The organism is Corallococcus terminator (genome assembly GCF_003611635.1).
In the GTDB taxonomy this organism is placed as follows: domain Bacteria; phylum Myxococcota; class Myxococcia; order Myxococcales; family Myxococcaceae; genus Corallococcus; species Corallococcus terminator.
In genome coordinates this window covers 1-8,102 of the sequence record NZ_RAVZ01000392.1, presented here as the reverse complement: position 1 = coordinate 8,102, position 8,102 = coordinate 1, and the positions used below count along the sequence as shown (strand labels likewise).

The window sequence follows — 8,102 nt, the reverse complement described above, 5'->3', positions numbered from 1 at the left end:
ACTCGACCCTGCCCATGCCCCCGCCGCCCCCCACGAGCATCCAGGCCCAGCAGCAACTGGCCACGCTCATGGAGCGGCTGGAGAAGGCCGTCAACCGCGCGGAGTCGCTCGCGGCCGGACAGCCCCAGCAGCCGCAGTCCTCCGTCGCCGCGTCCGGCCCCAAGGCCCCCAGCGGCAGCGCGGAGGCAGGCGACACGTCCGACCAGGGCCTCGTGCCGTACGAGGAGCGCGTCGTGACGGCCAGCCGCCGCGCGCAGTCCTCGCTGGAAGCGCCCAACGCCACCACCGTCATCACGGCGGAGGACATCCGCCTGTCCGGCGCCACCACGCTGCCGGAGCTCCTGCGCCGCGTGCCCGGCGCGGACGTGATGGCCATGGGCGTGGGCAGCTCCAACGTCAGCCTGCGCGGCTTCAACCAGCGCCTGGCCAACAAGGTGCTGGTGCTGGTGGACGGCCGCACGGAGTACCAGGACTTCCTCGGCCTCACGCTGTGGGCGGGCCTGCCCGTGGGCCTGGAGGAGATCGACCGCATCGAGGTCATCCGCGGTCCAGGCAGCGCGCTGTACGGCGCCAACGCGATGCTGGGCGTCATCAACATCATCACCCAGGCCCCCGGCACCGGCCGGCGCGCGCGCTTCAGCGCCCTGGCGGGTGGCGGCAACACCGTGCAGGGCTCCTTCGTCAGCCACGGCCAGAACGGCGCCCTGCGCTACCGCGCGTCCGCTGCCTACCGGCAGGAGGACAAGTGGACGCTCGACTACGGCAGCGGCCGTCCGGACTTCGCCCTGGTGGGCCCCGACCCGGAAGTCGGTCTCCGGGGCGCTCGCGGCAACCTCTCCACGGTCTATTCGTTCTCCGAAGGGCGCGCGGTCGGCCTGTCCGGCGGCGTGCACCGCTACACCACGGAGGCCTACCCGCTGGGCCTCTTGCGCAACTACTACATCGACGCGCTGGGCGCGTACGCCAAGGCGGATGTGGAGCTGGGCTCGGTGAAGCTCAAGGCCTTCTGGAACCACCTGTCCGGTGACGCCGGGCCGCAGTACGAGGCCATCGGTCAGCGGTCGCTGACCACCAACGTCGCCTCCAACGTCTTCAACGGCGAGGCGCTGTACGCCCGGGGCTTCGAGCTCGCGGGCGAGCACCAGGTGAACATCGGCGTGGAGGGCCGCCTCAAGCGCGTGGCCTTCGGCTACCTGGACGGCCTGCGCGAGGAGTTCCACGCGGCGGCCTTCATCCAGGATGAATGGCGCATCGTGCAGCCCCTGCGCCTCGTCGTCAGCTACCGCGTGGACCGCCACCCGCTGCTCAACAAGGGCAACCCGGGCATCGCGCAGTCGCCGCGCCTGTCCGCTGTCTTCCAGCCCATTGAAGGACACGCCTTCCGCGCGTCGGTGGCCACCGCCTTCCGCGAGCCCACGTTCCTGGAGAGCTACACGCGGCTGCCCGTGCCCGTGCCGGGCGTCAACGGCGTCAGCGTGCTGACCACCGGCAACCGGCAACTGCGGCCCGAGCGCCTCAACGCCCTGGAGCTGGGCTGGCGCGGTGAGTCCCCCCGGCTGGGCCTGGACTGGGACGTGGCGCTCTACCAGAACACGGTGAAGGACCTCATCGGCCTGTCCTCCGTGCAGCGGCTGCCCGCGGGCGAGTCCTACGACAGCGGCAGCGGCAGCTACCTGGTGGGCCGCTCCATGTTCACCAACGAGAACGCCATCTACACCGCGCGCGGCGCGGAGGCGGGCCTGAGCCTCTCCCCCATCGACGGTCTGGGCATCAAGGCGAGCGCCGCGCTCCAGAGCGTCACCTCCGACCTTCCGGAGGAGGGCCAGTGCGGCCCGTGCAGCCAGGCGCCGGGCTTCAAGGTGTTTGGCGGCATCACGTACCGCACCCGCGCGGACCTGGAGTTCGGCATCGACGCGGCCTTCACGTCCTCCTCCACCTGGGTGGAGCGCGAGCCCGCCGCGTCCGACCCGACGCGCGTGGAGCTCTTGTCCAACAACCTGCCCGCGTACGCCGTGGTCAACGCCCGCGTGGGCTACGAGGTGGTGAAGGACTTCGCCTCCGTGTCGCTCATGGGCAGCCAGTTGGGCGGCACGCACGCGGAGCACCCCTTCGGCAACCGCATCGAGCGGCGCGTGTTCGCCAACCTCACGGTGACCCCATGAAGCGCGCCCCTTCTTCTCCCTTCACCAGCGGACTCTTCGCGGTCGCCCTGACGTCGCTCCTCGCCCTGGGCTGTGAGGGCCCGGAGGTGAAGCCCACCGCGGACGGCCGGCAGAACACGCGCGCCGCGCGCATCGAGGGCAGCCTCGTCGTCCAGTCGCGCGCCCGGGGCAACGCCGTGGTGTTCCTCTACCACGCGGAGAGCCCGCCCCCGCCGCAGGGCTCCGGCCGTCCCCTGGCCTTCACCGTCATCCCCGCCGCGGAGTTGTTCGGCACGGCCCTGGGCGACAATTCCCCGGGTCCGTTCACCGCGCCGTTCGCGCTGAGCCTCGTGCAGCCGGGCAGCTACGTGCTGCGAGGCTTCATCGACGCGGACACCTGCCGCTTCGTGCCGCAGCCCTGCCACGTGTCCGACTTCAACCCCTGGTACGGCGTCACCTCCGAACCCAACGCGGGCGACGTGGGCGGCGGCGGCGTGGATCCCACCAACGGCACCACGCGCATCCTGGAGGTGACGACGGACGCGGACGGCTGGCCCGTGCCGCTCACCGGCGTCAGCGTGTCCTTCGCGGACTCGGCCACGGTGCCCTTCGACCGGCCCGCCTTCCAGGTCGCCGAAGGCCGCGAGTTCGACACCGCGTCCACCCCCGTGAAGTTCCTGACGCTCACGCCGCAGCAGTTCACCGGCGCGGTGGACCAGCGGCCGCCGGGCTTCTGGGTGCAGTTCGTGGACGCCAACCGCGACGGCGTCCCCGACGACACCAACAACGACGGCGTCCCCGACTTCTGGCCGCGCGTGGTGGTGCGCAAGCTGGCGGATGTGCCCGATGTCGTGGATGAGAACGACCTGGACCGCAACGGCGTGGTGGACGACGAGGGCGTGGACTACGCGCGCGTCTCCGGCGGCAAGGACGGCAAGCCGGACGTGGCGGTGCTGGCGGCCGGCCTGGTGCCTGACACCCTCCTCGCTGCCCTGAGGGACGAGCAGGGCAACCCCCGCCCGCAGCCCGTGTTCGTTCCCCAGCTCCGCGTGGCCATCCAGAACCGCGCCCTGGACGCGCGCGACCCCGCCGCGCCTGCCCTGCTTTCGACCGTGCCGGCGGGTCGCTACAGCGTCACCCTGGTGCAGTCCACGGGACAGACGTGGCGTGTGCCCAATGAGTTGGATCCGACCCTCGCGGAGGCCGCAGGGCTGCCAGGCGTGCCTTCCCAGGCCTTCCTGTTGGACGTTCGTTGAAGCTTTCAGGGGGCGCCTGAAATCTCGGTGAGGGGCCCTGCGTTGCTTTGACTTCGCAGGGCCCATCCGCGACCATGGGGTCGTGCTGCCGGAGGCGCTTCCCCTCCCGAGGTTTTGATTCCGATGAAGGCCGGCCCCCTCTCCGCCCCCGAACCCGCGCCCTCCCGTCCCACGGGAAGTACGCCCACGGTCCGTCCGGCCTCGGGAACAGGGCCGCAGCGCGTCCTGCTGGTGGATGACAGCCGCTCCATCCGGACGCTGCTGAAGATCTACCTGATGGCCCGCAGCTTCGAATTCCTGGAGGCCGAATCCGCCGAGGAGGGCCTCAAGGTCGCCGAGGCGGAGCCGGTGGACCTCATCCTCACCGACTTCCACATGGACGGGATGAACGGCGCGGACTTCGCCGGGCAGATCCGCGCCAGCACCAATACCAAGCTGTCCAAGGTCCCCATCCTGATGATGACCGGCGACCCGAACGTGGCGGAAGTGCGCGCCCTGGGTCAGAAGGCCGGCATCAGCGCCTTCGTGCGCAAGCCCGTGAGCTGCGCGCAGTTGATGACGCTGGTGGACACCATCCTGCCGCTGCCCCGCGCCGCGAAGTAGCCGCGCCTCGGTCGCGGCACGTCACGCCGTGCGCTGCGCCGCCAGGGCCCGCTTCTTTCGCAGGGCCTCTCCCACCCGCACCGCCAGCAGCAGGGCCAGCACGGCGCCGTAGAGCACCGGCTCCGTCACGTCCTTCTTCACCCGCCACACGAAGTGCACCACGCCCAGCATCGCGGCCACGTAGGCCAGCCGGTGCAGGCGCTGCCACTTCGGAAAGCCCAGCCGCCGCACCGACTGGTTCGTGGACGTGACGGCCAGCGGTATCAGCATCACGAACGCGGTGAAGCCCACGGTGATGAAGGGCCGCGTCAGCACGTCCTCCGCCATGGCGCGCACGTCCAGCCCCTGATCCAACACGGAGTACGTGAGGAAGTGCGCGCTGACGTACGTGAAGGCCAGCAGGCCCAGCGTGCGGCGGATGCGCGCGGGCCACGTCCAGCCGGTGATGAGCCGCAGCGGCGTGCACGCCAGCGATGCGAGCAGCACCGCCAGCGCGAAGAGGCCCGTCTGGTTGAGGGCGAACTCGATGCCGTTGGCCCCGAGTTGTCCCTGGGCGCCCTGCACCGCGAGCAGGGCCAGGGGGGACAGTCCCCCCAATGCGACGGCGGGGTTGAGCCAGGGTTGCTTGGAGGCCATGCGCTAGAAGTCCCGCTTCAGGTCCATGCCACGGTAGAGGTCGGCCACCTGCTCCGCGTAGCCGTTGAAGGGCAGCGTCGGGCGCCGGCCGGTGTCGCCGATGCGCCGCTCGCTGGCCTGGCTCCAGCGGGGGTGGTCCACCGCCGGGTTCACGTTGGCGAAGAAGCCGTACTCGCGCGCGTTGGCCAGGCTCCACGTCGTGCGCGGCTGCTCCCGCGTGAGCGAGATGCGGACGATGGATTTGATGCCCTTGAAGCCGTACTTCCACGGCACCACCAGCCGCAGCGGCGCGCCGTTCTGCGCGGGCAACTGCTTGCCGTACAGGCCCGTGGCCAGCAGCGTCAGCGGGTGCTGCGCCTCATCCAGGCGCAGGCCCTCCACGTAGGGCCAGTCCAGCACCGGGCTCTTCTGGCCGGGCATCTGCTCCGGGTCCTCCAGCGTGGTGAAGGCCACGTACTTCGCGAAGGACGTGGGCTGCACGCGCTCCAGCAGCTTGCCCAGGGGGATGCCCAGCCACGGAATCACCATGGACCAGGCCTCCACGCAGCGCATCCGGTAGACGCGCTCCTCCAGGGGGAAGCCGGCGATGAGCTGATCCACGTCCACCGTCTGCGGCTTGTGCACCTCGCCGTCGATGACGACGGTCCACGGCCGGGACTTGAGCGTGTGGGCGCGGCGGGCCGGGTCGTTTTTGTCCAGGCCGAACTCGTAGAAGTTGTTGTAGGTGGTGATGTCCTCGTAGGGCGTGCGCGGCTCGTCGGTGTCGAAGGCCCCCGCGGCGGGCGCCACCGGCTGAGCCACCTCACCCGCGTCCGGGACGAAGCCGTCCATGGGCCGGGTGCGCTTCATGCCCAACAGGTACAGCCCGCCCCCCACCACGGCGGCGGTGCCCGCGAACAGGCCCGCGTTCTTGATGAGCTCGCGGCGGCGCAGGTAGAGCTTCTCGGGCGTCACTTCGGAACCGGGAGGCTCGGGAGGGAGCTTGTCGCGCATGGCCCCTCTATAACGCTCCAGGCCCCCGGTCGGTTACCGCCGGGCGTCCTTCAGCCGCCACAGCCGCCACCAGGGCGTGCCGGGGGACGCGTGGTGCTCCCAGTGGTAGCCGAAGAAGAAGCAAGACAGCAGGGCCCACAGGTGGTTGCGCGGCAGGGTGCGCGCATGGTGGGGCGCCATGTCCGCCGTGTCCGGGCGCCGGTGCGGCCGGTAGGTGCCGAAATAGAAGAGCTGCACGGTGGCCAGCACCGACGGCAGCACCCAGAAGGCCAGGAGGCGCGCCTGGGGCACGCCCAGGTACATCAGCGCGTTGAACTTCAGCGCCATCACCCCGATTTGTGACCACGTCGTGTAGCGCACCATGAAGGTGGCGAACCACGGCCAGAACGACTGCGTGCGGGTGGCGAAGTCCGGGTCGTGCTCCCCGGTGGGGTCCGCGTGGTGCGCGCGGTGGTTCACCACCAGCCGCCGGTAGGACAGGCCCGCGAAGAGGAAACAGGCCACCGTGCCCACCGCCGCGTTCACCCGGCGGTTGAGCGACACGGTACCGTGCATGGCGTCGTGGCCGGTGATGAAGAGGCCGGTGGACAGCCACATCTGGAAGAGGACGTGCAGCCAGGTGAGCGGTGAATCCCACGGCCGCTCGGGGCCGGCCAGCAGCCACGCCAGGTGCCCTCCCCACGCTCCCAGCACCGTGAGCGCGAGCAGGGCGCCCCACGGGTCGGGTGGCACGGGCTGGGAGGAGGACACGGACGCCATCTGCTTGCCTTACTGGCCACGCCCCGCCCGCCGCGCACGGAAAAACGCGGCAGGCCGGGGAATGGGAGGCGGCTACTTCGTCCCGGTGGCGGAGGGCGCAGCCGCGGGCGCGCCGAAGTCGCGCACCAGCGAGTCGGCGGTGACGTAGCGCGGCTCGATGTCCACCGGCACGTTCTTCAGGCGCTCCAACACCTTCTGCACCGGGGGCCGCACCACGCCCTGCTTCGCGAGCAGGGCCTCCGCCTCCGCGCGGTCGCCCCGGGCCTGCAGGGCCATGAGCTGGTTCGTCAGCGACGTGACGGAGGACTGCATCTTGTCGGGCACCACCTCGAACGTGCCGTCCGCGTTCACCTTCACCGCGCCGGTGTCCAGGAAGTGGTTGAGCTGGAGCGCGACGCCCTTGCCGTGCGCCTCGTCGATGCCGAAGCGGATGGAGCGGAACGCGGACGCGAGGAACGTCGTGTACATGGTGCGCTGCAGGGACTTGTCCAGGGTGCCCTTGTCCACCAGCCGCTGGAGCGCCCACAGGCCGGAGATGTCCGCCTTGGCCTCTTCAATGGCGCTGGAGGAGGCCTGCAGTGCCTGCCGCACCGTCGTCTGCTTCCCGGCCACGGTGACGTTGTGGGGCCCCAGGCCGTGCATCAGCTCGTGCATCAGGATGTGCGTGAAGAAGGCGTCGAAGGCCACGTCCTTGCGGTCCTTCGCGGGCAGCGCCACCTTCGCGATGGGCAGCAGCACGCGCTGGAACTTGGCCTCCTGCACGTTCTTGAGCATCACGCGCTTGGTGCCCTTCTCCGCCGCCACGCGCTCGTCGTTGGGCAGGTTGAAGGCCGCGGTCTGCACGCCCCGGTTGCCGTCGCCAGAGGAGTACAGGCTGTTGATGACGCGGATGGGGGCCAGCGCGCCAATCTTCGGATTGCGCAGGCCCGGCTCGATGGGGAGGTTGTTCTCCAGCTCCTGGAGCTCCGAGCTGAACTTCGACAGCTTCTGCGTCTCCACGTCGTCGCGCACGCCGATGAACGCCTCGAACGCGGCCTTGTAGTTGAACCAGCCGTCCTCGTAGACCTCATAGGGCCCGATGGTGGGCTCCACGCTCGCGTCCAGCTCCATCCACGCGACCTCGCTCGCGTAGTAGTCGTTGGACAGGAACGCCGCCGCGCGCTTCTCCAGGAAGCTCTTCAGCGAGGGCTGCTGGGTGAGCGCCGCCGCCTCGCGCAAGAGCTGCGCGGCCATGGCCAGCTCGCCCTGGTATTCGACGCTGTAGGGCACGCTCACGAACTTGCCGTCCGGGCCCTTGCGCAGCGTGGTGAAGAAGCCCGTGGCCGCGTGCTGCTGCGCCTCCGGCAGGCCCTTCACCCACGCCTCCACCTCCGCCTTGGTGGCGCCCGCGGGGTAGAAGTTCCCCTCGTCCGGCTTCGCCGGCACGCCGGGCAGGAACGGCTTCGACTCGTCCAGGCGCGACCAGGGGCCCTTGTTGAGCAGGAACGCGTGCAGCCGCTCCTTGCCCAGGGGCGTGGTGTCCTTCACCAGGTCCAGCAGCAGCGCCTCGTTGCCCGCCCAGACCTGACGCAGGAAGAGGGGGTCCATCAGCTTGGCGGCCTGAACCACCTTGGCCAGGGCGCGCTTTTCCGCGTCCGGGAGCTTGGAGACGTCCACCTTCAGGTCCACCGGGGCGAAGCGCGCCGTCATGCGCTTCAGCGTCGGGGCGTCGGGC

At 70.4% G+C, this 8,102-nt stretch carries 7 protein-coding genes; 3 read left to right on the top strand and 4 right to left on the bottom strand.

Annotated elements, in window-relative coordinates:
- From D7V88_RS35755 to D7V88_RS35745, 3 genes are all read left to right on the top strand, one after another.
- A partial coding sequence (locus D7V88_RS35755; RefSeq protein ID WP_120545076.1) for a TonB-dependent receptor domain-containing protein occupies window positions 1-2,162 on the top strand: 2,162 nt, incomplete at its 5' end.
- Window positions 2,159-3,397: a hypothetical protein gene (locus D7V88_RS35750; RefSeq protein ID WP_120545074.1), complete on the top strand. Its 1,239-nt coding sequence runs from the start codon at window positions 2,159-2,161 to the stop codon at window positions 3,395-3,397. The genes D7V88_RS35755 and D7V88_RS35750, both read left to right, overlap by 4 nt.
- A 123-nt stretch (window positions 3,398-3,520) precedes the next feature.
- The gene (locus tag D7V88_RS35745; protein WP_120545073.1) at window positions 3,521-4,000 is read left to right on the top strand and encodes a response regulator; all 480 of its coding nucleotides are present in this window, start codon (window positions 3,521-3,523) and stop codon (window positions 3,998-4,000) included.
- A gap of 21 nt (window positions 4,001-4,021) precedes the next feature.
- On the opposite strand, the gene msrQ is transcribed toward D7V88_RS35745, so the two are convergent.
- The 4 genes from msrQ to D7V88_RS35725 form a co-directional block, all read right to left on the bottom strand.
- Window positions 4,022-4,636, bottom strand: coding sequence for a protein-methionine-sulfoxide reductase heme-binding subunit MsrQ (gene msrQ / locus D7V88_RS35740; protein ID WP_120545072.1), 615 nt, complete (start codon window positions 4,634-4,636; stop codon window positions 4,022-4,024).
- 3 nt (window positions 4,637-4,639) lie between these two features.
- On the bottom strand, window positions 4,640-5,629 hold the full coding sequence (msrP, locus tag D7V88_RS35735) for a protein-methionine-sulfoxide reductase catalytic subunit MsrP (protein ID WP_120545071.1): 990 nt from the start codon (window positions 5,627-5,629) through the stop codon (window positions 4,640-4,642).
- 33 nt (window positions 5,630-5,662) lie between these two features.
- Window positions 5,663-6,379, bottom strand: coding sequence for a fatty acid desaturase (locus D7V88_RS35730; protein ID WP_372241154.1), 717 nt, complete (start codon window positions 6,377-6,379; stop codon window positions 5,663-5,665).
- A gap of 81 nt (window positions 6,380-6,460) precedes the next feature.
- On the bottom strand, window positions 6,461-8,102 hold a 1,642-nt coding region (locus D7V88_RS35725; RefSeq protein WP_208726679.1), incomplete at its 5' end, for a DUF8614 domain-containing protein.

What these genes read in the sequence shown, in the direction of transcription:
- D7V88_RS35750 (WP_120545074.1), top strand. Translation starts at nt 2,159, where the DNA reads ATGAAGCGCGCCCCTTCTTCTCCCTTCACCAGCGGACTCTTCGCGGTC.
- D7V88_RS35745 (WP_120545073.1), top strand. Translation starts at nt 3,521, where the DNA reads ATGAAGGCCGGCCCCCTCTCCGCCCCCGAACCCGCGCCCTCCCGTCCC.
- msrQ (WP_120545072.1), bottom strand. Translation starts at nt 4,636, where the DNA reads ATGGCCTCCAAGCAACCCTGGCTCAACCCCGCCGTCGCATTGGGGGGA.
- msrP (WP_120545071.1), bottom strand. Translation starts at nt 5,629, where the DNA reads ATGCGCGACAAGCTCCCTCCCGAGCCTCCCGGTTCCGAAGTGACGCCC.